Consider the following 23,127-nt stretch of genomic DNA (forward strand, 5'->3'; position numbering starts at 1 on the left):
AAAATATTTTTAATCTTGTCGCGGGATATCCCCTTGCCGGTATCGGTAATAGAGATCTCGACGTGACCATTACTGTCCCTAGTCGTGATCTTAAGCTGCCTGACTTCCCCGGTCATCGCCTCAATGGCATTCTCCAGAACATGAAAAAGAACACGCTGCAGGTTATGGCGATCAGCAGGAATAAGGGGCAGAGAGTCCATCAAATCGGTTGCCACCACTATCCCGTTCTCGACAAGCATCTGGTCAAATCCGGCCAGGGTCGATGTCAGCAGTTCGTTGACGCTTGATGGCTCAACATAGGCAAGGGCCGCACTCTTTAATTCCACCAGATGGGCGACCATTTTCTCCAGGACCGCAACATTTTGCATGATAATCGCCAGATATCCCTTGTTTTGGGTGCCTTCCGGCAGGCTGTCGTGAACCCGCCTGGCAAAACCGCCGATGGCCACCAAGGGATTTCGAATCTCATGGGCCACCTCATTGACGAGATACTCAAGAGCGCCGGTCTTTTCCTCTGTCGCAAGCTGGGCACTAGCCTCCTTTTTGGCGAACAAAGAACGAATCCGAGCCGATAATTCCTTAAAATCAAAGGGCTTGGTAATATAATCATCCGCTCCGACATCAAGTCCTTCGACCTTGTCCTGAACCTCACTCTTCGCGGTAAGCATAATTACCGCCACGTACTTGGTCTGCTCCTTGGCCCTGAGTCGCCTCAAGACCTCAATCCCGCTGAGTCTCGGCATCATCACATCAAGAAGGATGAGATCCGGCCAATATGTCTCAACCTTCGCCAGACCCTCCACCCCGTCACAAGCCTCATCAGTATCATAACCAATGGCCCGCAATCTCTTCCGCAGTAACTCTACCGTATCAGCGGAGTCATCAATAATAAGGATCTTCTTCTTATTCTCCACGGGTCTCCTTCCCCCAAGTCACTTATCTGGTCGAAAAAAAGGCTTGATTTGGTTGGCAAGCTCACGAACATTAATCGGCTTGGTGATATAACCGTCACATCCCGCAGCAATAGCCTTTTCCCGATCACCCTTCATGGCATGCGCCGTCAAGGCTATTACCGGGATAGCCCGAAAGGCATCGCTACTCTTGAGCCGCTTGGTCACCTCATACCCATCCAGCTTGGGAATAGAAATGTCCATAAGGATCAGATCCGGCCCGATTTCAGCCACCTTGCTCAAAGCCTCCTCACCATCAATCGCCTCAGCAATACGATAGCCCTTTGCCGTCAGGACCTTAACCACCAACTCCCGGTTATCCTGATTGTCATCTACTACCAGTATCATATAGCTTTCCATCTCTTCCATAGTGGCTATTGCCCCCTGCATCACATTTTTTCAATGATCCCTTTCAACTCGGCGAGTAAATCTTTTTCGCTCAATACCCCTTTGTTCAGTGTGGCCGCTATCCTGCCGTTCAGATCCTTTATCTCAGCTTCGTTCAAATTCTTCTCCGCAAGAAGGATCAAGGGGATATTTTTAAGGCGTTCATCAAATCTGATATACTCCAAAAGGCCCACGCCCTTTGCATCCTGCATCAAGAGATTAAAAACAATCAGATCGGGGAGATACCTGCTGATCGAACGGACCGCCTCTTCCTGAGAAAAAGCGGAAGTCACCTGATAGCCGGTACCCTCAAGGGCCTGGCAGATGGCCTCAACGCTCCGGGGTTCGCTATCTGCCACTAAGATTCTCTGGATTCCGGCAACCCGCTCAAGGCGTTTAAGCTTCTTTATCAGCACATTGCGATCAATAGGCTTGACCAGGTATTCCGCAGCGCCAAGACTAAACCCCATCTTTTTGTCATCGACAATGGAGAGGATGATCACCGGGATATCTTGGGTCTCCGGAGTTCTTTTTAAATCCAGCAGCACGTGCCAGCCATTTTTCCCAGGCATCATAATATCCAAGGTAATAGCAACCGGTCTGATCGCTTTGGCCTTCTCCACCGCCCCTTCTCCGCTTTGGTGCCCCACCACCCGGTACTCAGCGCCGATATATTTCCGGATCAACTCGATCACCTCCGGATTATCATCAATGACCAGAATAGTCTTCATGGCGGTGAGACTCATCGGGCTTAGGTCATCGGTCAGACCTGAAACGACCTGTTCACCCTCCTCAATGATCAGCCGCTCAACGATCTCGCACCCTTTGCAGAACTCCACCTTCTCCGGATAGGCCGCAACCTTGGTCCCCTTGCAATGGGTGCCGAAAATCAGCCAACACCGATTATCATCGCTGCCATAAGCAGGGCAACTGCTCTGACCGCAATGAACGTACTCCCAGCACCTGATCGGTTTGCCCCCATAATGAGGGGCTTTAAGAAACATCTCAACCGGCTTGTCAAAATAGGTAGCCAATCCCTCAGCCATCAGCGGCTCAACAATTACCTGAGCAGGCCGCTCCATGATCTTCTTTTGCACCGGCAGGGTGAAACAAAAACGGCTGCCCTCGCCATAACGGCTCTCGGCCCAGATCACTCCCTTATGAAGCACCACCAGCCCCCGAGCAATACTCAAACCCAGTCCGGTGCCCTCATATTGGCGGATGGTAGAGACATCGATCTGGCTAAATTTATCAAAGAGCTTATTGATATCCTCCTCCTTGATACCGATCCCGGTATCCACCACACAGATCTCCACAAAAAATGGCGACTCACCAGGGCTAACCCCACGATCCGAGGGCCGCACATAGATGGTGACGCCACCCTGATGGGTAAATTTTACCGCATTGGAGAGGAGATTAATGAAGATCTGGTGAACTCGGTCTCGATCCACATACACAAGGGGAATTTGATCCGCAAAGTCAAAGGCAAGAGAGAGGTGTTTCTTGGAAATGACAGGCTCAAAGGTGGTAGTCAGGGATGCCACCAGTTCGCAGATATCGGTCTCTTTGAGATCGAGTTCAACCTTGCCTGATTCAATCTTCGACATATCAAGAATATCATTGATCAACTGCAGGAGGTGCCGGGCGTTATTCTCGACCTTGTGCAGGCTCTTCTCCTGCTCCTCGTTGATTTCGCCGTCCACCCGGTCAATCAGCAGATCGGTATAGCCAATGATCGAATTCATCGGAGTCCGCAACTCATGTGACATATTGGCCAGGAAAGCCGATTTCAAGCGATCAAGCTCCCTCAACTCCCGGTTGGCCCGTTCGAGAAGCAATGTTTTCTCACGCAGCATCATGGTCCTGCGGGCCACTTCCAACTCCGACTCCTTGCTGAACGAAGATATCCGCTCATAGAGCCGCTCCAGGCTTTCGAGCATCTGGTTAACATGCTGGGCGATCTTATCCATCACATCGTTTTTATCCAGAATCTCGGTTCGGACCGATAGGTCGCCGCCCGACACCTGAGAAAGCGCGACCAACAGATTTTCGACTCTGGACTCAAGGTATTTGCGCTGGTCCTCTTCCCTTTGCGCAGTCTTTCTAATATACCGCAACCTTTCGGCCTCCAGGACATCGGTGATATCCTTGCAGATCTCCACCCCACCCACCAGCGCGCCATGAGCATCGCGCATGGCGCTGGCGCTCGCCATTAAGGGAATCTCCTCGCCTTGTCGATTTGTCATGATAATTCGGACGCGCTCCACCGGTTCACCAGTCTGAAAGCACTGCTTTATCGGGCAGGTCTCTTCACAGATATCACTGCGAAACACCTGCTGACAGGTCATCCTGCCCTCGGCCTCCTCCCTGGTGTACCCTGTAAGCTGAACGCAGGCCTCGTTCATGTATGTGATGACCATCTTCGTATCCACCAGAAAGAGAGGATCGGCAATGGCGTCCCTCAATCCGTTGGCATATTCAATCCGGTCCTTGATACTCAGCACCATGGCATTGAATGATTTCCCCAGAACACCTATGGAATCGTCAGTGCACACCCGCACCGACACTGACATATCCCCCTGGGCGAGTTGTTCCGCCTTATCCACCAGGTCTGCCACCGGTCGGGTAACCAACCGCGTCAAAAGCAGATAAATAATGCTGATAATGGCGGCGAGACCCAAAACACAGATGAATATCGTCCGATTCCGCAAGGAGACGATGGCGCTGTAGGTCTCATCGGTGGCCTGACGAACAATCAACCCACCAAGAACTTTCCGTGAAGCGCCATGACAGTGATGACATTCCGGCTCATTAGGCATCCGGTGGAGAGTCACCAGATATTTCCGGCCACCAACCTCCTCTTCGAAATATCTCTCATCATAAGGCTCTCCAGCAGTAAGAAGCTGAGTGAGAGCTGTGAGAGCTTCCCCGTTATCAATCAGCTGCTCTACCTGGGTATTAATTTTCTCCTCATGGGTGGCAAAGACAATCCTCTGATCAAAGTCACAGATCATGATCTCCGTACCCTTCAGCATATCGCGCACGTCCATAAGCTGGCGCTGCACCGAGGCACTGTCTCCTACTGACATGGGATGCTTGATTCCGGCATAAGCCAGGTCCTTCAACTCCCTACCAAAAGTGGCCATCCGCTCCCGGATCTGCTCCCGCTGGCTGCTGACCGCAAGATAGATCGTAACCCCCATGACCATAGCGACCGCGAAAGTCAAGGCCAACAGTATCTTCAGGGCAAGCCGACGACGGATAAAATCAAGGATCATCATCATATCAATGCGCCCCGCCGTGGATCATAGGCTTATAACGAAAGGCCTTGACCCGTTCCGAGATATGACACTGCCCACAGACATCAGTGGTGAGATGCCGCTTAATATCGGTCGAGCTACGACTCAGCACATGAATGCTGCCTGGTCCGTGGCAGACCTCACAACCGGCATTTTTCAATTGGGGGGTCTGCTCCGAACTGACAAAACCGCCAGGCTGACCATACCCTGTGGTATGACAAGAATAACACCGCTCGATATCTTCGGGCAGCAAGCCTCTGCGCAGCTTCTCTATGCTCTCGAAGGACTTACTTTTCTTGGCGTAGGTGACGAAACTGTCATACTCATCGGCATGACAATCTTTGCAGGCGTCAGACCCAACATAGATGGCCGGAACAGGGGAAGCCTGAGCCACACTTAAGATCAGGGCAAAAGGGGAAAGAAAAGGGAGGGACAACAAGAAGATAACAAAAAAAACAATACGGGAGAAAAGGGGGGAAAAAGACTGAAATGCTTTCGAGTTGGGGCCGTCGGCCTTGCCAGCACCCAAAAACTGTTTGCTTAGCATAGTCATGCTCCTCTCATGGGCGAGCTGTCAGGCTCAATAGAACGAAACCGCAATCAACCCGCACCTTCTTAGACGACAATTGAACTTCTTCGTGTGTGCAGCACACAAAAAATTCTAGTCCTTTGCTAGCAGTACAATATCGTATTTAAAGACAACATGCACGATTTTTCAGCCAGACACCTTCCACCACAACGTACAACTCGGCAGAAACTCACTCAGTATTTCGGCAGCGCCATATCATAAATCAATTAGAGGCTGTCCGATGATCGCTCACCTCCCAGGAGGTACAGTCCAGTCCAACAGACAAAATCAACCGGTGACGCTCTCCCTCCGCCCCTGTCACCGACGTCACCCATGCTGACAAAACCCTGGTTTTCCATCGCAGAGCCCAAGATACTGGTATTTATTTCTCTTGATACTAAGCAAATTATCCAATATCACTAGATAAGATCCTCCGCACCATAGTCCACCTAAAGCAGAATAATCAGGGAAGAGTCAATCTTGACAAACACACCCTAAATCATCAAAGAAGGCCGACCGATGAAATCGAAAAAAATTTTACCAACACTATTTCTTGCCATTATCTTCTTCGTACATGGCTGCAACAGCAAAAATCAACAAACAGCGGACCTTCAAAACCTCGGCAACGGGATGTGTTACGACAGAGCATCCGGCCTGATGTGGCAGAGTGAGCATAGCGCACCATTCACAACATTTGACGCAGCCCAAATTTATGCCGACAAGCTTACCCTTAGCGGACATACCGATTGGCGACTGCCCACACGCCAAGAATTATTCGACTTGGCCTCCCTCTTTGACTTCCACCGGAACGGAGAGTGCGCCTTTACGCACGAAGGGAATTACTGGTCCAAGGAGAGCGATGGTAAAGGAACAGTTGGTTCCTGGGAAGTTTCGGCAACCCAATGCGATTACGTCCGCCAATACCTTCGGGGAAAGCTAGGCCGGGTCAGAGCCGTCAGACCTTGACAATCACCAGCAACACAAAATTACCCTCATCGGAAAAGAACGTCCTCCGCTATCGCTTCGTGACGGGCTCACCACTACTGGTACGCAACACCCTCTACCCACTCTTAAAAGTGTGTCCATTTTTTTCCTACCACCTCAAACGGACAATTCGTGCTTTTTTAGAATAAACCGCAAGAAACTTATTCCCGTTGCCAAAACAACCCCTTTTTATTACAATATTTTAAGAGGGGTGTCGGGTGTCAAGAATACAGACAAAAGAAGGGGGTTGTTTGGGCATGATTAAGAGAACTGCTGAAAACCGGCTTGTTGACTGGGTGAAAAAAAAGGATCGTAAGCCTCTAGTGCTCCGAGGAGCACGTCAGGTTGGAAAAACGACCCTTGTGCGCCAGTTCGCTGAAAAGATGGGATTAGAACTGAACGAAATCAACCTCGAACGTTACCTGCGTCTCGATGATTTGTTCAAAAGCACTAATACCGAGCGAATCTGCAAAGAACTGGAAGCTATTGCAGGTCGTAATATCAAAGGAGAGTCAAGTCTGCTTTTCCTTGATGAAGTCCAGGCAACTCCTCATGCACTCAAGGCACTTCGTTATTTTTACGAAGAGGTGCCATCCCTACCGATCATTGCGGCCGGGTCACTATTGGAATTCACTCTTGCCGATCATTCTTTTTCAATGCCTGTCGGACGGATTGAATACCTCCATCTATATCCTCTTACATTTTCCGAGTTCCTGTCAGCAGTAGATCCTTATTTGTGCAGCTATTTAGGGTCAATTGAGGCCAACGACATTTTTCCCGAAACCGGCCACATCAAACTTCTCGAGCGGCTTAGAGAATTTTTCTTCATTGGTGGGATGCCCGAGGCAGTCAAAGTTTACCAGGAAAGCGGCTCATTATCTGAAGTCTCCGCTGTTCATCGAAGTATTGTCAATACCTATACCGATGATTTTTCAAAATATGCCCGCCAGCAGGATTTGATGCTCCTTCAGAAAGTATTCAACTACATCCCGAGAAATCTAGGTCGGAAAGTAAAATACAGCAATATTGACCGGGATCATCGTTCTTCAAAGATAAAAGATGCTATTCAACTGCTCACAAAAGCACGTATCTGCCACCAAATTTTTCATAGTAGCTGTTCAGGACTTCCCCTCCACGCGGAGATAGACGAGAATACGTATAAACTTATATTTTTGGATATCGGCTTGGCCAACCATGTTTGCGGTCTGGATTGGCTCGCCATTTCATCAATGATAGACCAAGCATTGGTTAATGAAGGAGGTCTTGCCGAACAGTTTATTGGCCAACATCTTATAGATAGCAACCTAGGTCTTGATCCGCCTCGCTTACAGTATTGGTTAAGAGAGAAAAAAACGACTAACGCTGAGATTGATTACGCAATTTCACATGGAAACTGGATATTGCCGGTGGAAGTAAAGGCAGGCAAAAGCGGTACGCTCAAATCAATACATCATTTCATTCATCAAAAAAATAGTGCTATTGCAATACGGTTCGATCTCAACCCACCAAGCGAACAGGAAATCACTTGCCTCGTCACAACAGGCGGCGCAAGTGAGCCAGTATCATTTCTCCTCATCTCTCTACCATTGTATACGGTTGAATCTCTATCTAGAGTGATCGAACATAGAAGGAAAACGGTTTGCAAAAAATGTGGAAAAAAAATGGTAATTCGCACGGGTCCATTTAGTACTTTCCTTGGATGCTCTGCTTTTCCTCAATGCGATAACAAAGAAAAGTACCAAGAGCCCCCAGAAGTAAAGGTAAATAAGGACTTGTAGTGGAGGCTGGTACATACACTGTCTGGACTGGGCATAAATCTCTCTCATATGGGTAATGCGGGCGGCGCTCTCGGTTTTGTTGACGTGCTAACCGCCAGGGCCGGAAGCACGCATAGTCTCCACCCGGATCTCCTTTTCCGACCAAGTGGGTTTCTCTGGCGGCATGAGCAGGCTAACCCCGACATACCAATTCTTCCGTTTGTAGTGAGGGCGCAAGGGACTCCGGCATATCCAGAGAATTGTGCCGCACCATGCTTGCACCACAGGCAATTCCTCGCCCTCCAACGAAAAGAGCAGGGAGTGGATGTTACCACCCAATATATATTACCAAGAAGGAAGGCCTGATGGAGTGCTATCGGTAGGGCTGATACTCGAAACAAGATAAGGAGGAAGAGAGGAAAACAGCCAGATATAACAGCGAAAAAGAGGCCAAGCTGGCGAGGCAACGGCCCGCTTGCCTGCCAAAGCATAGCTCACAGGCCGCGCTCACGCATCGGAAGAACCACGAACTCGTTTACAGTTCTTGGGGCAGCGCAAACCTCATGAGTTTGCGTCAGGATTCATCACCAAAGACTGGATGACTTCGGATAGCCGCCTGAGTTATTGGCCACTGACCTCAGGCACCCAGCCGTCATTCAAGGTCTGCATAAATGCCACAATTGCCCATTCTTCCTCTTCACTCAGGCCGAGGTTGCCCAACTCCTCATTATTAACATTGACTCCCACTTCCGGTTGCGGCCAGCAGTTTTGGCCCGGTTGTGCGTCTGCAATCTTTTCACAAACCGGCAGCACATCACGGGTGTTGTAGAAATGAGTGACATCCTTCAGGCTTTTAAACACGCCGTTATGACCAAAGGCCTTAACAAAATCGAGGCCGGGCCGCTTATCGACATTGCGCAGGGTTGGCACCTTATGTTTGCCCTGGTTCTTTTCCGCCAAATGAGCAAAACGCGGCACCACGGCCAAAAAACCGCCCAACCCGGGGTCTACCCAGGAAGAGCCTTTCGGATTGAACTCCGGCGGCATCCGGTAGGTGGGGTTAACGGGATTTCTCGGCAGGCCGAGGTTGTCAAAAGTGAAATCGGTAAAGAGAGGTGGAGAACCATCGTCCCTCGGCTCACTGGGATGGCATTCGGCGCATTTCCCCCGTTTTTTGTCTTCGAAGAGTCGCAGCCCCTTAAGTTCCAGTGCACTGAGCGGGTATTTCTGAGGATTACGCAGATAATAATCGTACTTGGAGGTGAACGGGTTGACCTCGGCAGAGTTTTCGTAAGCAAAAACTGCCTGCCCGATGGCATTATAGGCGTTGACAGTGTTGTCGCAGATGGTAGCGCCGAATAGGCTTCGCAACTGATCACCGTAGGCCGAGGCGCAGACCTTGTTAACGACCGATGCCGCATCGGGAAGGTTATGCTCCACCGGATTAAGGAAGGGACCCTGCGCCTGGTCGGCAGCCGCTTGACCCAGCAGCCATCCGGTCGCCCGGCCATCCCAGAAATTACCGCCGATGAAGATCTCTTCTTCCTGATCATAATGCAACACCGGGCTCTGGGTGGCATAGGCCGCACTCGGAGGTTTACGGTTGCCGAAACGTTCGTGGGCCGCCCCAGGATAGACGGAACCGGTCAGATTGAGATCAGACCTGGGGCCTGTCCAGCCGACAACCGGGTCATGGCAAGTAGAACAGGACTGCCCTTCCGGACGGGAAAGAGCTGGATCGAAAAACAATTCTTTCCCGAGTTGTTCAAGATCGGTAAGCACACGGGGTTCGCTCAGCTGTGCCTCCGTCCCCCTCCCTCCCATGCCGCCGACGCATCCGGCAAGAAGCAGAAACCCTCCAAACAAAACGATTATCCGCATCAAGAAACCTCCTGATATCATTAACGATGAATAACATAACTGTCCAACAACATACAAAATAATACTACGTCTCACAACATAAACACCACCAGTCGTAAAGGCGTGCGCTTTAGGCCAGAGTGAATATTTTCACCTTTTACAGCTCGGCATTGTCTTGTTAAAAGGTTAGTGGGCGTCAGACGGAGAAGAGGCATGCAGTACGGTAGCGGGATTCGGACAACGGCAGGGAACAGCTGGCCGCAGAAACGAGTAAGGGGCTTTATCGAATAACTAAAGCGCGAGAAATCCGTTGCGGCAGGTACGGTTGAAAGGGCAGGTCAGGACACGCCACAATCAGAGCGCCGGAGGCAGAGGACATAACTCGGAAATTACCTTGGGACACTACAGTCAATTGATCTCCGGCGAGAGAGCACACGCCATACTTACTGCCCGTGCCAGCGCCACCAAAACCGGCATCTTGACATTCTGGCCCTCGCTGCTAGCAGACGCTCCGATCAAAACACACTTGGCCGTATTGACTGATGATTGACTCAAGCATGTCCTTCTGCCCTAAGGAAAGATCCGTAAACCTAACACTACAGCGCCACTGATCCAGAATAGACCCGGACAAAGGACGATCTGAGATGATTTGAGCGTGCAGACCGGTAAGGGAAAAATCGTCAACAGAGATCCCCAGATGAATGGGTTGATTTTTCCACGCCCGGTGACCGTTATGGGAGAAGGAAAGACCTCTATCGCTCAGGTCAAGAACCATGCCGACAGAACCACCCCGGTCAGGGACTACCGCCTTAGCGTGGGCATTGATTCGGTACCGGGCAGCCTCCCGCCTTTCCGAAGAGATAGGCCAATGACGGTTATGGACAACCTGGGCCGGACACTTGGGATGATTAACACCGTAGACTTTCTGGTGGCTGAAGATAGCGGCAAGCTCCTGTTCAGAGAAAACAGCGGGTTTCTGCTTGGCGACATAGACGATGCAATCACGGCATACGCCATGAACACTGGCCGTGTAGTTCAATGCCTCGGCATGTTCCCAACACGGCTTTTCAGGATAATTCCTGGCAACACAATCTTTACCGCTGCATTGCATAAGTTCCCAGCAAGGTTGCTCACTGACTAAGACCATCCGCGCCCCTCCTTATTGAATTGATCAGCTCATCCAAACGAGTGCTACGTATCATGAGTAAGAGTGCTTACCACATCAAGAAAGGCATCTCTAGGAAAAAAAATGCTAGGTAAAAACAGGGGCGACCACAAACAAACAATCTAAATCCGAGAAATATCATGAATGACGAATGGTTACAAAATCTACACGTAACACAGAGTATCAGTCGTCGGTCTGCGGCAACCGAATAATGAACTCTGTCCCCTTGCCCTCAACAGAATCTACATCAATCTGACCGAGGTGGGATTCAATAATATTCTTAACAATAGCGAGCCCCAGACCGGTTCCGCGATTCTTCTTGGTAAAAAATGGGGAAAAGATCTGACCCACCACTTCTTCACTCATCCCGACACCGCTATCGGCAATTGTAAGACACACGGAACGCGTCCGGGCCTCCTGAAAAAGCCGAACCGTCAACACGCCTCCTTCAGGCATGGCATGCACCGCATTCACCAGGATATTCAGGATAGCCTGATACAGATGATCGCTATCGACCTCCGCCGTTACGGCATAATCCACACTCGAATCCACGCTGATACCAACCTTAACAAACTCAGGTTCCATAAATTGCAAGGCGCGGCTGACAAGATCGGCAATGCCGACAGGGGCAAACCGCATCTTCTGAGGACGGGCGAAATCAAGAAATTCGGTCACAATACGATCCAGCCGACCGGTTTCCTGAACGATAATGGCTGCCAGATGTTCGTTGCCAGGCGCGAGCTTGGTCAGGCGCTTGCCCAGAACCTCGGCGGTACTCCGAATAATCCCCAGTGGATTTTTAATCTCATGAGAAACAGCCGCCACCATTTTGCCAAGACCTGCCAGCCGCTCGGCATGGTTGAGCCGCTCCTCAAGCTTCAACCGCTCACGAGACCGTTTCTCAACAATCCGGTCGCCACGGGCGACAATCAACCACAAAACCACGAAGAGGCCCGACATCATGATTACGGAGGTCCCAATAATCATGCCCTGTAATCGAACCACTGCCTTTAAGTCCGGGGAGAGATCCTGGACGATCTCAAACACTCCAAGGATAGGCCCGGTATCCTCGCCAAGCCCCTGCTCCAGACGAAGCGGGATATAAGTCTTAAGTTGGCCATGGACCCCCTCCCTGCCGGGAAGCAAACCAAACAGACTGCCAGCCCCCACCAAGGTCGAATTATTCTTACCATCCCTGGCGTCCAGGTACTGCATCGTCTCCGGCTCCAATTGCCCAACCTTCTCCAAAATAGTACTGTAAGCCACCTTGGGGCCATTGATCTCATAGATAGTGACTGACTCAATGTTAAGTCCATGAGTTGTGTTCTTGATAATGGTGTCAAGACGCTGAAACTGCTCGGGCTTGCGCAAGGCAATTTCGTTATACCTGAGGTAGGTTGGCACCACAAACTGCTGATAAACTTGATGATTGAGATTCTCGGACAAGACCTTGGCATAGTCCTCACTCCGCTCTAAAAGCATCTCCCTGGTGTTATCTGAAATCACCCAGACCAGTACAAATGTAAAGACCAGAAAGACCGCCAAAGCTGAAAATGAAAAAAACTTAACCAATTCAAAGGGCTTCTGATCAATCTCCTCTTCCGACTCTGCCTTGCGCATACGATCAGTCACGACACACCCCGCACCGCCGACACTGATTGTCGGCGCTAATCCCGCAGACCGGCGAGGGCTTCGCCCGCAAGGCCTGCTGATATTCATGCCACAGGTAGGCACGATCAATCCCATGATCGACTACCTCCCACGGCAACAACTCTTGCTGATCCCGAGACCGCGCGGCATAGAAATCGGGATCGATTCCTGCCTGCCGACAGACCTGACGCCAATTGCGTCCCTGCTCACTCAAGGCGAACAGCGCCTCGCCCACCCGACGATCCCCTCGTGCCAGCATCGCTTGAAAATAGGCATTATCCGGCTGATCGGCGGTGAAGGTCAAGTGATGACACCCGGCAAACCGCTTCCGTAGAAACTTGATCCTCTCCTTAAGCACCTCCACAGGACCGAATTCGGCAAACTGAAAGGGGGTCCAGGCCTTGGGCACAAAACTGTTCACGCTTAAAGCCAGTCGACAGATCCTGCCTCGAGGCCGACCAACAGCCATGACCGTATCCTGAATCTCCAGCACCAGATCCACCATCTCATCCAGATCTTCCATGGTTTCTGTGGGCAAACCGATCATGAAATACAACTTCAGGGTAAAGATGCCAGCCTCAGCGAGCAAAGATGCCGCCTGCAAGCAGTCGGCACGGGTGATCCCCTTGTTAATCACCCGCCGCAGACGCTCCGATCCGCCATCCGGAGCAATGACTGCCGTTTTCAAACCGCTTTTGGAAAGAAGATCGAGCAAGGGTCCGCCAATGGCGTCTGCCCGGAGAGAGGAAAAGGAGAGGCTGCAGGACTGATCAAGCAGGAAATTACTAATTGATTGCAAATCGTCAGGGCTGGCCATTTCCATCCCAAGCAGACCCACCCGTTGATTTCCATCCGGTCGAGCCTCAATCGCGGCCATGATCGCAGAAGGCTCCCACAACCGGGGAGGGCGATAGACATACCCCGCAGCGCAAAAGCGGCAACTGCGACTGCACCCTCGGCCCAGCTCCACCAAGTGAATATTAGCGAACTCAGTCTCTTCGGTAAGAATGTGTGAATGGCCGGCCACAGCGCCGCCAGCATGCACATTTTTAGCAATTTTAGGGGGGACACCAGAAACTACTTCAACCGATTCAAGCCGACCGTCATCTCCATAGTGAGGATGATACAAAGAAGGCACATAACAGCCGGGCAGGTTGATCGCCATATCGAGCAAACACGCGTCAACCGGGCGTCCTGCTGTCACCGCAAACAGATAGTCAAGCAACTGAGCTGCCACAGGCTCAATCTCACCCAGGACAAAAAGGTCCATGAAAGGGGCCAAGGGCTCGGGGTTGATAAAGGTAGCGACCCCGCCGCCAATAACAAGAGGGGTCCCAGCCTTGACCCCCCCGGCCTGACGACGCTCAACGGCTGTTGGCGCTATTCCCCCACGGCGCAAGAGGTCAACCACCGAGACAAAATCATATTCAAAACTGACAGAAAAGATGATGACAGGAAAATCTTTGAGGGGGCGGTTTGATTCGACCGAAAGTGGACTTTCAGCGCCAGTAGAAAAAAACCGCTCGCAGACGATGTCGGGATGCTGATTCAGCAGCGATAAAACGATCTGAAATCCCAAATTAGACATACCTAGCTGGTATGTATTGGGAAAAATAATGGCTACAGGCAGCCTGTCCTTCCACTTCTTCTTAACACCGCCTATTTCCCGGTCAAAGAGGCTGCGGTGATCGAGCCGTTCCCGGCGACCGCTACTCATAGGGCCGAAAGATCAGCAGGATAATGACGGGGTTGCTCCAAAGGCATCAATTTTCATTGCGACGAATAAACGTTGGCCGATCCAACTCTTCTTCATCTAGAAACTGGGGCCGCGCAGCGCCAAACGTTCTCGGTCGAAGCACAGGAGGCGCAATGGTTTTCTCACGGCGCTCCAGGACCGAATCTACCCGCCGGCCAGGGGCAGGATGAGAGGGAGCAGAGACAGGAGCCTCGCCTTCCTGCTGCTCTTTTCTTGCTGCCAAAGGCATGACCTTGCTGGGCAGAACTTCGATCTCTTCCTCCTCCTTGATACCGGTGGCGATTACCGTCACCCGCATGGCCTCACCCAAGGTATCATCAAAGATAACCCCAAGGATGATAGTCGCCTCGTCATGGACCTCCTGGTATATCCTGGTGGTGGCCTCTGTCACTTCAGCCATGGTCAGAGATGCTTCGTTGGCCGAAATATTAACCAAGACACCCTTGGCGCCACTGATATTAATATCTTGCAGCAACGGACTGGCAATCGCCATATTGACCGCCTCAACCGCCCGGTTTTCTCCTACCGACTCCCCTGCACCCATCAAGGCCGGGCCCATCTCGTTCATGATAGCACGGACATCGGCAAAGTCAGGGTTGATATAACCACGCATATTGATCAGGTCTGAGATGCCCTTTACCGCCTGAACCAGGACATCATCGGCCATCTTCATGCCATTGATGAAGGTGGTCCCCTTATTGCTCATGGCGATCAGACGATCATTCGGGATCGTGATGATGGTGTCAACATGCTCCTTGAGCTTGACCCACCCCTGCTCGGCATTTTTCATCCGGGCTCTGCCTTCGAAGACAAAAGGCTTGGTCACCACACCCACGGTCAGCGCCCCAAGTTCCCGACTGATCCGAGCAACCACCGGCGCAGCCCCGGTCCCGGTGCCACCGCCCATGCCAGCGGTCACAAAGACCATATCTGACCCGGTAAGGGCTTCCCTGATCTCCTGAATGCTCTCTTCGGCGGATTCCCGCCCAAGTTCCGGATTAGCGCCAGCGCCGAGGCCCTTAGTCTTCTTCGGACCCAACTGGATGCGGACATCCGCCTTTGACGACTCCAAGGCCTGAAGGTCAGTATTGGCAGCAATGAAATTAACCCCGCCCAACCGGCTGTCCACCATGGTGTTCACCGCATTGCCGCCGCCCCCGCCAACGCCAATCACCGTAATCTTGGCTCGAGTGTCTAATTCAGCGATTTCAAACGTCATATTCTCCCTCCGTTCATCCTTCCGGATACAACCAGATTTGATTTTTTTTGCAACAGGAAAATCGTTTTTTGCGAAGCCTCAACTTCGGTAACCAATCAAAAAAATCGATCCGAAACACCCTTAAAAATACTCTTGATCTTGCCTAGCATATTTCTTTCCCGATAATTCCGGGCATTCACTTCAGCGCGATTCCGTATCCCGTACAGCAGCAATCCCACTCCGGTAGCGCACTGCGGGGTGTTGATAATGTCGTTAACCCCGCCAACTCCCCGGGGCATGCCAACCCTCACCGGCAGATCAAAAATTTGCTCGGCCAATTCCTGAATATTAACCAGCAACGACGTCCCGCCGGTAAGCACAATCCCCACATTGACCAGATCCTTGACCCTGGTGTCACCGATCTTGACCTCACACATTTCACGGTTTACCAAACTCAGCATCTCCTCCATCCTGGGTTCAAGAATCTCACCCATTACCTTCCTTGACAGTCGACGAGGGGTGCGCCCACCGACACTTGGAACCTCAATAGCCTGGTCCTTGTCGATCATCGAAGCCAGGGCGCAGCCATGCATCTCCTTCAGACGCTCGGCATCCTTCATCGGCGTCCTGAGCCCGATCGAAAGATCATTAGTCAGATTATTGCCACCCAAACCAAGAACAAAACTGTGCTTGATTGTGCCGTCAGAAAAAATCGCCAGATCCGAGGTGCCACCGCCAATATCGAGCAGAGCCACTCCCAGTTCCATCTCCTCCGGGGTCAACACCGCTTCAGCCGAGGCCAGTTGTTCAAGCACCACTCCTGCGACCTCAAGTCCGGCGAGATTGCAACACTTGACAATATTATGGATTGAGGTTGCTGAGCCGGTAACGATATGAACATTGGCCTCCAACCGAACTCCGGTCATCCCCTGAGGGTCCTGAATCCCGGAGTGATCATCAACCCTGAACTCCTGAGGGAGCACGTGGATAATCTTCTGATCAGGCGGAATCGGCACAGCGCTTGCTGCCTCAACCACCCGGTCAATATCTTCCTTCCGGATCTCATCATGCTTAATGGCGATCAGGCCATGGCTGTTGAAACCATTGATATGGCTACCGGCAATTCCCACATAAACCGTCGATATCGAGCACCCCGCCATCGACTCCGCTTCCTGGATCGCGGAGCTGATGGAGTTAACCGTATTCTCGATATTGACGACCACTCCCTTACGCAGTCCAATTGAGGGATGAACCCCCATACCAATAATATTGATCTTGCCTTCCGCCACATCACCGACTACGACACAGATCTTGGTGGTACCTATGTCCAGTCCAACTATTAATTCAGAATCGCCCCGACTCATCTACTCACCCTTTATCTCTTCGCACCAATCACGCATTCCGCGCCTCACTCATCTGATGGCCTCTGTTGATACGGGAGGGCTTCACTAAAACCCTTGTCAACTCTTATCCTTTGCCATCTCCGTGCCCACCAACACCTTGTTCTCCATATAGTCCAAACGAATATAGGCCACGGATTGAAACTCCTTTTTCTTATACAACCAGTAGAGCACCTTTGCTAGACGATTATATTCCTTTTTCCCCACTTCCTTGCCTAAAAAAATCGGAAATGGCCTATCCGCCAGAAAAAGAACAACTTCTCGATCACTGGTAAAACTAACCTCAGAAATATTTTGCGCCGGCAGCGACGAACTCCCTCGGGTGGCCCAGCCAATAAACTTCAAAACCGCGTCGAGTTCCTCCCTGGCAGCAACTACAACTTCTGTCCCTTGGAAGGTCAAGGAACTCTCCAGGCCGGAGATCACGGGGAAATCAAGCTCGTCTTGCTCGGTCAACGGTGCGAACGGCTGCCCTTTGCCATCGACATAGTAGAGTCCTTGGCTGGTATTGAGCAGAGCCACCGCCCGACGCTCCTTAACTTCAATCCGCAATCGGCTCGGCCACTCCTTATGCAGGCTCGCCGACTCAATCCAGCCATTCTTACAGATTCTCGCCTCGACAGCAGCAGTGTCAACGGCCAACAGGTTGGCATGAATGTCGATCCCGGCCAGAAAGATAATCGTATTTTTAGACAGATCCTGATTGCCCTCAACATCAATCGCAGTCATCTGAAAAAAATCCGACCGACACAACCAATGATACACGCCCACCGACCCGCCGATGAAACCGCCGACCAGGAAAAGAGTGACCAGGGCAATAAGAAAAAACCCTCGTCTCACCCCAGCCTCACGCAGGCTGTCGCGCTGCAGGCGCTGCCCGTTCCATCCTTTATTATGCTTATTCTTTCCCATCTCTCGCCCCTCCCTGATACCACCTTCCAAGCAATTTCACTTCCGGAGAGAGTTCAACCCCAAACTTCTCCCTCACCTGGACCTGCACTACACGCATAAGTTGGTAAAAATCATCGGCGCATGCCCTGCCCCGATTAATTAAAAAATTCGCATGTACCTGAGAGACTTCTGCCCCGCCCACTCGCAACCCCTTAAGCCCGGCTTGTTCAATCAGCCACCCGGCAGCCACACCCTCCGGATTTTTGAAGAACGAACCAGCGCTGGCCACTCCCTTGGGTTGCTTAGCTGCTCGCGCCTTGGCATAACGATGACAACGCTCAACAATATCCGGCGCTTCATCTGATGATACTATAAATATCCCGGAGACAACCACCTTGCCATGAGGGTGCCGCCACCCCCGATAACAAAAATCGTTACGGGTCAAGAGCCTGTGTTCTAGGTGACCAGCATCATCCAAAAACTCTGCCTCACAAATCACTTGGGCTATCTCGCCCCCCCAAGCCCCGGCGTTCATCACAATTGCCCCGCCAACCGAACCTGGGATCCCAAAACAGAATTCCAAGCCACTCAAACCGCGTCCAGCGCACCATCGAACCAGTTTAGTCAAAGAACATCCGGCATCGACCTGTACCTGACGAGATCCTCCCTCTCCAACCACTTCCTGGATCGCAGCAAAGTGCCGGCCCAACACGATAACGACACCTTCCACACCCTGATCCGCCGGGAGAATATTGGTTCCGCGACCAATCACCTGCCATGGGACCCCCTCTGCCGTCAAACAACTCACCAGGCGGATGAGATCTTCCTTCGTTGCCGGTTCGATCACAGCGTCAGCAGGACCACCAACCTTGAGGGAAGAGAACCCCGTCATCGGGCAATTCCACACTATCTGCCCACTCCAGCATCGGCTGATCTTTTCCCTGATCGACGGCAAGGTCAGCCCTTGACCTCCATCCCCTTAAGGTTCGCCAATATCTGTTCTCCGATCTGTGAAATGCTCCCCGCCCCAAGGGTCAAGGCCACATCTCCTGATCGCAGCATCGGCGACACTTGAGCCGCAATCTGCTGCAGACTCGAAGCAGAGAATACCTGCTTATGACCATGGGCCTGGATCGAATCAATGAGAGAGGCCGCTGTCACACCTTCAATCGGCGCCTCGCCTGCCGGATAAATTTCTGTCACATAAAGAACATCTGACTCATAGAATGCCGTACTGAACTCGCGCATCAACCCATGAGTCCTGCTGTAGCGATGCGGCTGAAATATCACCACCAGACGTCTGGTTGGCCAGGCAGAACGCATGGCGGAGAGCGTTGCCCGAATCTCTGTCGGATGATGCCCGTAATCATCAACCACAGTGACGCCTCCAACCTCCCCCTTGATCTGCAACCGGCGCTGCACTCCCGAGAAGGTAGCCATGGCCTCGGCAATCACCGGAAACGGGATATCAAGCTCAAGGCCAACACCAACTGCGGCCAAGGTATTATAAACATTATGAATACCGGCCAAAGGCACCACCATATCCCCCAACACTTCGCCTGCCCGACAAACCTCAAAACGGGTGGAGAGGCCCTCGGTAACGATATTCCTGGCCCGGATATAGGCCTGAGCGCTCATGCCGTAGGTAATTAACCGCTTTTTTACCTGCGGCAGCAGATCAGCCACATCCGGATCATCAAGGCAGATAACCGCAGCGCCGTAAAATGGGATTTTATTGATAAACTCCAGAAACACTTCCTTGATGTGATCAATATCACGATAATAATCGAGATGCTCAAGATCGATGTTAGTCACCACCTCAACAACAGGCGACAGATGGAGAAATGATCCGTCACTCTCATCGGCCTCCGCCACCAGAAACTCTCCCTGGCCCAGCTTGGCATTGGTACCCAAACTATTGACCTGACCGCCGATCACAACCGTGGGGTCGAGTCCGGCCTGAGCCAATACCCAGCCAACCATGGAGGTGGTGGTGGTTTTGCCGTGACTGCCAGCCACCGCGATCCCGAATCGTTTAAGGCGCATCAACTCGGCAAGCATCTCGGCCCGGCGAATAATCGGCACCTGAGCCTGGGCAGCAGCCATGACCTCAGGATTATCGCTTTTTACCGCTGTTGAGGTGACCACCACATCGGCGCCCTTGATCCACTCAGCCTGATGCCCAATGTAGATGGCGCCGCCCAACTCCGCCAGACGTCTGGTGATATCACTTTCCCTCAAGTCGGACCCGCTCACGGTGTAACCCAGGTTCAACAGGAGTTCAGCGATTCCGCTCATGCCGATCCCGCCAATCCCCACAAAGTGAATATGTTTATTTTTTTTATACATAGCGCTCCGTGCCTCATGTCAGGGATATCACTCCAGAAAAAGCCCCGGCTATGGCTTTTCCGTCCACTGCTCCAACCTATCTCTTCCCTGCAACCATCTCCAAACACATATCAACAATTGTATGCACCGCGTCGGGCCGAGCCAAGGATCGAGCCGCCTGTCCCATGGTTTGAAGCATATCAGCGTCTGTTAAAATTTCCTTGATTGCACGACCAAGAACCTCGGCAGTCAGTCCCTCTTCAGCAAACATCCTGGCAGCTCCACCACTCACCAGGGCCTCAGCATTTTTGGTCTGATGATCATCGGCGGCATACGGAAACGGCACCAAGATTGACGGCTTGCCCAAAGCTGTCAGTTCAGCAAGCGTTGTCGCCCCTGCTCTGGAGACCACAAGACTTGCCTTGTGGTAGATAGCTGCCATGTCAAAAAAAAATGCGCTAACTTCAGCCTTCACCCCCAGTCGTAGATAAGCTGCTCGCACCATCTCCTCATCCGCTGCACCGGTCTGATGAATTATCGAAAACCCACACGGTAATGGTACTATGGCAGCAATCGCCTCAGGCACCAAGGTATTCAGCCTGTGGGCACCTTGACTGCCGCCCAAAACCAATAACTTCGCTCCACTATCAGCCACCGTTTGACGGGACAAAGCCAGAATTTCCCACCGCAATGGATTACCGCTTAATTGACACCGCTGACTAGAAAAGTGGCGCTCACTACCCGGAATGGAGACAAACACCCTGTCCACCATACCTCCCAGCCGCCTATTGGCAAGACCGGGGATCGAATTCTGCTCATGAATAGCGGTAGCAATGCCCAACATTTTCGCAGCAACAATCACTGGACCGGTAACATAGCCGCCAACCCCCAGCACCAAGTCCGGTCGAAACTCCCGCAACACCCTCCAGGACTGCCAAATGCTTCCCGGCAGTCCTAATAGTGTTTTGATCTTGGCGGTAACTGTGCCGCCCTTCAACGACCCGCAACGAACCGCTCGGCTCTCAAACCCATACTGGGCCATGGCATTCTGATCGACAGCGCGCTCAGTCCCGACAAAAACAACCTTGGCCTTAGGCAAACGCAGCATGACTTCCTGGGCCACGGCAATCCCTGGAAACAAATGTCCGCCAGTCCCACCACCGGTAATCACCATAGTAAAAGATGATTCAGGGCCGATAGCCATGGCCTTACCCCTGCAACTCCCGAACAAGACGCGTGAACACCTGGCCGCGTTCCACGTATCCTGTAAACATATCAAAACTGGCGCATGCCGGTGACAAGAGAACCACATCACCAGGGAAAGCCAAATCGTGCGCCCGATGAACCGCCTGCTGCAGAGAGTCCATTTTCTCCACGTGAGTCAACGTATTAAAGGCAGCTGCCATCTTATCCCGCGCTTCTCCTATCAAGAGAAGGGCCTTGACCTTGTCCCGGATCTGATGTGCCATGAGCGAATAATCGCCCCCCTTGTCCCTCCCTCCGGCAATCAGCACCACCTGAGCGGTCATCGCCTCAAGAGCAGCCTGGACCGCGCCGATATTGGTCGCCTTGGAGTCATTGATATAACGAACACCCTCAACCTCATCCACCACGGTCATCCGATGAGGCAATAGATGAAAGGATCCGATTCCCTGCTTAATTCCAGCGGGCTGGCAACCAGCGACCCTGGCGGCAAGGATAGCGGCCGCCGCGTTTTCCACATTGGGTGGCATTCCAAGTTGAGTTGTTTCCAACTCATACACGTCTTCCGCCCCACTCAGCCAATCTCCGACCAACCGGACAGATGTCCCTTGCACCTCGGCGCCGATACGACCTTCAAGCCGTCGGCCAAAAACGAGGCGACGCCTGGGTTCCCATCCAGAGCGCACACTCTTCACACCATCCATCAACCGAACCGTATCCGGATCATCCACATTAAGAATCGTCACATCGTCCTGGCCCTGGCGGGCAAACAAGTTCAACTTTGACAGCGCATAATCATCATAACTCGGATAGCGATCAAGGTGATCCGGAGAGATATTGAGCAACAGTCCAATATTGGGACGAAAAGTATCGGCTGTATCCAATTGAAAACTACTGACCTCAAGAACTAACCAATCCGCCTCTTGATCCGTCATCAGATAGTCGGTCAGGGGGGTGCCGATATTCCCTCCCACAAAAACCGTAAAGCCCGAGACCCGCATCAACTCACCGATCAAGGTAGTTACCGTGGTCTTGCCATTGGTGCCGGTAACAGCAATGACTGGAGTCTTGAGATAGCGCGGAGCAAGGGCCAGTTCCCCGATAACCGGAATCCCCTTGTCCCTGGCCTCGGCAAACACCGGCAGGTCGTGCGGCACCCCTGGGCTGAGCAGAATCAGGTCTGCCGCGTGGCACAACTCCCGGCTATGGCCACCAAATTCACAGGCAATATTCTGCTCCGCCAACCACATAGCATCATCGGGCCGCACCCCCGCATCTGACACCGATATCCGGCTCGCACCCCGGCTCCGGCAGAACTCAATGGCGGAACGGCCAGACTTCCCCAGACCTACCACCAGAATATGCTTGCCCTCAATGCTGTGCGCCATATCCTCTACCGAAGCTTCAAGGTCGCCAAGGCCGACAGACCCAGAATGATTGAAATAATCCAAAACCGAACCACCACCTTGGGCTCAGTCCATCCCTTTTTCTCAAAATGATGGTGAAACGGAGCCATTAAGAAAATCCGCTTGCCGCCACTCATCTTAAAATACCCGACCTGGAGGATCACCGACAAGGCTTCCATCACAAAGATACCTCCAACAAGAACCAAGAGTATCTCCTGTTTAATCATCACCGCCACACACCCCAGTCCCGCCCCCAGAGCCAAGGCCCCGGTATCGCCCATGAACACCTGAGCCGGAAAGGCGTTAAACCACAAAAATCCGAGAC

Annotated in this window: 19 protein-coding genes; 2 read left to right on the plus strand and 17 right to left on the minus strand. The window is 52.0% G+C overall.

The window, feature by feature from the left end; all coding sequences use genetic code 11:
- The 4 genes from FP815_01130 to FP815_01145 form a co-directional block, all read right to left on the minus strand.
- On the minus strand, nucleotides 1–914 hold a 914-nt coding region (locus FP815_01130), incomplete at its 3' end, for a response regulator (protein MBA3013543.1).
- Nucleotides 915–932: 18 nt separating this feature from the next.
- The gene (locus FP815_01135) at nucleotides 933–1,310 is read right to left on the minus strand and encodes a response regulator (GenBank protein ID MBA3013544.1); all 378 of its coding nucleotides are present in this window, start codon (nucleotides 1,308–1,310) and stop codon (nucleotides 933–935) included.
- Between the two features lie 29 nt (nucleotides 1,311–1,339).
- Nucleotides 1,340–4,621: a response regulator gene (locus FP815_01140; GenBank protein MBA3013545.1), complete on the minus strand. Its 3,282-nt coding sequence runs from the start codon at nucleotides 4,619–4,621 to the stop codon at nucleotides 1,340–1,342.
- A 1-nt stretch (nucleotide 4,622) separates the two neighbouring features.
- The gene (locus FP815_01145; protein ID MBA3013546.1) at nucleotides 4,623–5,183 is read right to left on the minus strand and encodes a cytochrome C; all 561 of its coding nucleotides are present in this window, start codon (nucleotides 5,181–5,183) and stop codon (nucleotides 4,623–4,625) included.
- Nucleotides 5,184–5,723: 540 nt separating this feature from the next.
- Between FP815_01145 and FP815_01150 the strand changes: the two genes are divergently transcribed.
- Both FP815_01150 and FP815_01155 read left to right on the plus strand, forming a co-directional pair.
- Nucleotides 5,724–6,170, plus strand: a complete 447-nt coding sequence (locus tag FP815_01150) for a DUF1566 domain-containing protein (GenBank protein MBA3013547.1) — start codon at nucleotides 5,724–5,726, stop codon at nucleotides 6,168–6,170.
- A 275-nt stretch (nucleotides 6,171–6,445) separates the two neighbouring features.
- On the plus strand, nucleotides 6,446–7,966 hold the full coding sequence (locus FP815_01155; GenBank protein MBA3013548.1) for an AAA family ATPase: 1,521 nt from the start codon (nucleotides 6,446–6,448) through the stop codon (nucleotides 7,964–7,966).
- An 87-nt stretch (nucleotides 7,967–8,053) separates the two neighbouring features.
- On the opposite strand, the gene FP815_01160 is transcribed toward FP815_01155, so the two are convergent.
- From FP815_01160 to mraY, 13 genes are all read right to left on the minus strand, one after another.
- Entirely contained in the window at nucleotides 8,054–8,284 is a 231-nt protein-coding gene (locus FP815_01160; GenBank protein ID MBA3013549.1) for a hypothetical protein, read from the minus strand.
- A 282-nt stretch (nucleotides 8,285–8,566) separates the two neighbouring features.
- Nucleotides 8,567–9,826, minus strand: a complete 1,260-nt coding sequence (locus FP815_01165; protein MBA3013550.1) for a cytochrome C — start codon at nucleotides 9,824–9,826, stop codon at nucleotides 8,567–8,569.
- 478 nt (nucleotides 9,827–10,304) lie between these two features.
- Nucleotides 10,305–10,952 carry a PilZ domain-containing protein gene (locus tag FP815_01170; GenBank protein ID MBA3013551.1) on the minus strand — a complete coding sequence of 216 codons (648 nt, stop codon included), beginning with the start codon at nucleotides 10,950–10,952 and terminating at the stop codon, nucleotides 10,305–10,307.
- Between the two features lie 201 nt (nucleotides 10,953–11,153).
- Nucleotides 11,154–12,590, minus strand: coding sequence for a two-component sensor histidine kinase (locus FP815_01175; GenBank protein MBA3013552.1), 1,437 nt, complete (start codon nucleotides 12,588–12,590; stop codon nucleotides 11,154–11,156).
- 4 nt (nucleotides 12,591–12,594) lie between these two features.
- Nucleotides 12,595–14,337 carry a radical SAM protein gene (locus FP815_01180; protein ID MBA3013553.1) on the minus strand — a complete coding sequence of 581 codons (1,743 nt, stop codon included), beginning with the start codon at nucleotides 14,335–14,337 and terminating at the stop codon, nucleotides 12,595–12,597.
- A gap of 46 nt (nucleotides 14,338–14,383) precedes the next feature.
- Nucleotides 14,384–15,595, minus strand: a complete 1,212-nt coding sequence (ftsZ, locus tag FP815_01185) for a cell division protein FtsZ (GenBank protein MBA3013554.1) — start codon at nucleotides 15,593–15,595, stop codon at nucleotides 14,384–14,386.
- A gap of 95 nt (nucleotides 15,596–15,690) precedes the next feature.
- The gene (gene ftsA, locus FP815_01190; GenBank protein MBA3013555.1) at nucleotides 15,691–16,938 is read right to left on the minus strand and encodes a cell division protein FtsA; all 1,248 of its coding nucleotides are present in this window, start codon (nucleotides 16,936–16,938) and stop codon (nucleotides 15,691–15,693) included.
- A gap of 96 nt (nucleotides 16,939–17,034) precedes the next feature.
- The gene (locus tag FP815_01195; protein ID MBA3013556.1) at nucleotides 17,035–17,886 is read right to left on the minus strand and encodes an FtsQ-type POTRA domain-containing protein; all 852 of its coding nucleotides are present in this window, start codon (nucleotides 17,884–17,886) and stop codon (nucleotides 17,035–17,037) included.
- Nucleotides 17,873–18,757 carry a UDP-N-acetylmuramate dehydrogenase gene (gene murB, locus FP815_01200; GenBank protein ID MBA3013557.1) on the minus strand — a complete coding sequence of 295 codons (885 nt, stop codon included), beginning with the start codon at nucleotides 18,755–18,757 and terminating at the stop codon, nucleotides 17,873–17,875. Before murB ends, FP815_01195 begins: the two co-directional genes overlap by 14 nt.
- A 65-nt stretch (nucleotides 18,758–18,822) precedes the next feature.
- Nucleotides 18,823–20,214 (minus strand): UDP-N-acetylmuramate--L-alanine ligase, encoded by a 1,392-nt coding sequence (locus tag FP815_01205; protein ID MBA3013558.1) that lies wholly within the window; start codon nucleotides 20,212–20,214, stop codon nucleotides 18,823–18,825.
- Between the two features lie 76 nt (nucleotides 20,215–20,290).
- Entirely contained in the window at nucleotides 20,291–21,397 is a 1,107-nt protein-coding gene (gene murG, locus FP815_01210; GenBank protein ID MBA3013559.1) for an undecaprenyldiphospho-muramoylpentapeptide beta-N-acetylglucosaminyltransferase, read from the minus strand.
- A gap of 4 nt (nucleotides 21,398–21,401) precedes the next feature.
- A complete protein-coding gene (gene murD, locus FP815_01215) occupies nucleotides 21,402–22,784 on the minus strand; it encodes a UDP-N-acetylmuramoyl-L-alanine--D-glutamate ligase (GenBank protein MBA3013560.1) in 1,383 nt (460 codons plus the stop codon).
- A gap of 5 nt (nucleotides 22,785–22,789) precedes the next feature.
- Nucleotides 22,790–23,127, minus strand: a 338-nt coding sequence (gene mraY / locus FP815_01220; protein MBA3013561.1) for a phospho-N-acetylmuramoyl-pentapeptide-transferase, incomplete at its 5' end; no start/stop codon positions are given.

The sequence above is a fragment of the Desulfobulbaceae bacterium genome (genome assembly GCA_013792005.1).
In the GTDB taxonomy this organism is placed as follows: domain Bacteria; phylum Desulfobacterota; class Desulfobulbia; order Desulfobulbales; family VMSU01; genus VMSU01.

What these genes read in the sequence shown, in the direction of transcription:
- FP815_01135 (MBA3013544.1), bottom strand. Translation starts at nt 1,310, where the DNA reads ATGGAAAGCTATATGATACTGGTAGTAGATGACAATCAGGATAACCGG.
- FP815_01140 (MBA3013545.1), bottom strand. Translation starts at nt 4,621, where the DNA reads ATGATGATGATCCTTGATTTTATCCGTCGTCGGCTTGCCCTGAAGATA.
- FP815_01145 (MBA3013546.1), bottom strand. Translation starts at nt 5,183, where the DNA reads ATGCTAAGCAAACAGTTTTTGGGTGCTGGCAAGGCCGACGGCCCCAAC.
- FP815_01150 (MBA3013547.1), top strand. Translation starts at nt 5,724, where the DNA reads ATGAAATCGAAAAAAATTTTACCAACACTATTTCTTGCCATTATCTTC.
- FP815_01155 (MBA3013548.1), top strand. Translation starts at nt 6,446, where the DNA reads ATGATTAAGAGAACTGCTGAAAACCGGCTTGTTGACTGGGTGAAAAAA.
- FP815_01165 (MBA3013550.1), bottom strand. Translation starts at nt 9,826, where the DNA reads ATGCGGATAATCGTTTTGTTTGGAGGGTTTCTGCTTCTTGCCGGATGC.
- FP815_01170 (MBA3013551.1), bottom strand. Translation starts at nt 10,952, where the DNA reads ATGGTCTTAGTCAGTGAGCAACCTTGCTGGGAACTTATGCAATGCAGC.
- FP815_01175 (MBA3013552.1), bottom strand. Translation starts at nt 12,590, where the DNA reads ATGCGCAAGGCAGAGTCGGAAGAGGAGATTGATCAGAAGCCCTTTGAA.
- FP815_01180 (MBA3013553.1), bottom strand. Translation starts at nt 14,337, where the DNA reads ATGAGTAGCGGTCGCCGGGAACGGCTCGATCACCGCAGCCTCTTTGAC.
- ftsZ (MBA3013554.1), bottom strand. Translation starts at nt 15,595, where the DNA reads ATGACGTTTGAAATCGCTGAATTAGACACTCGAGCCAAGATTACGGTG.
- ftsA (MBA3013555.1), bottom strand. Translation starts at nt 16,938, where the DNA reads ATGAGTCGGGGCGATTCTGAATTAATAGTTGGACTGGACATAGGTACC.
- FP815_01195 (MBA3013556.1), bottom strand. Translation starts at nt 17,886, where the DNA reads ATGGGAAAGAATAAGCATAATAAAGGATGGAACGGGCAGCGCCTGCAG.
- murB (MBA3013557.1), bottom strand. Translation starts at nt 18,757, where the DNA reads ATGACGGGGTTCTCTTCCCTCAAGGTTGGTGGTCCTGCTGACGCTGTG.
- FP815_01205 (MBA3013558.1), bottom strand. Translation starts at nt 20,214, where the DNA reads ATGTATAAAAAAAATAAACATATTCACTTTGTGGGGATTGGCGGGATC.
- murG (MBA3013559.1), bottom strand. Translation starts at nt 21,397, where the DNA reads ATGGCTATCGGCCCTGAATCATCTTTTACTATGGTGATTACCGGTGGT.
- murD (MBA3013560.1), bottom strand. Translation starts at nt 22,784, where the DNA reads ATGGCGCACAGCATTGAGGGCAAGCATATTCTGGTGGTAGGTCTGGGG.